The organism is Cytobacillus firmus, assembly GCF_023715565.1.
In the GTDB taxonomy this organism is placed as follows: Bacteria; Bacillota; Bacilli; order Bacillales; family Cytobacillaceae; genus Cytobacillus; species Cytobacillus firmus_C.
The window spans coordinates 1-527 of record NZ_JAMBOJ010000147.1; the positions used below are offsets into that span (position 1 = coordinate 1).

General features: G+C 40.6%; 1 protein-coding gene. It reads right to left on the minus strand.

All coding sequences use genetic code 11. The features are described from left to right. Nucleotides 1-124: 124 nt before the first annotated feature. Entirely contained in the window at nucleotides 125-319 is a 195-nt protein-coding gene (locus tag M3205_RS25190) for an ankyrin repeat domain-containing protein (RefSeq protein WP_311315757.1), read from the minus strand. Nucleotides 320-527 lie beyond the last annotated feature (208 nt).

Below are 527 nucleotides of genomic sequence, written 5' to 3' on the forward strand. Positions count from 1 at the left end.
TGATTGTAATAATAAAGTGAAACAAACATTGATTTAATAATAAAAAAGGAGGTTCTAAATCGCTTGCGATTTAAACCTCCAAATGTATTACTATTTACTGTTTTCTCCCTCTGAACCGAACCCGTTACTTCAAAAGAGGCATTTCTATATTTTCAAAGTCCTTTGCGTAATCATATGCTGTATAGCCCTCGGAATCTTTCACAGAGGGATCAGCGCCATATTCCAGAAGCAGCGCAGCCATTTCAATATCATCATTAAACACTGCACTCATTAAAGGAGAGGTTTTCTTCCTTCCAATCTTACTTATAAATATACCAATTGATTATACTCAAAGGCTCTTTTCGTATAAATTGTTGTTTTTCGCTTATTAATGTTGTCCGTTGATTGCAGTGAGAGGATTCTCAGTGAACCACGGGGCGGGCGGTGAGCATCCTTGACGCTACGCGTCTGTGGGGTCTCACCTGTCCCGCTACTCCCGTAGGACGTTGAATAGGCTACGTTGAGTAAACACCGCACGAAGAGAATGC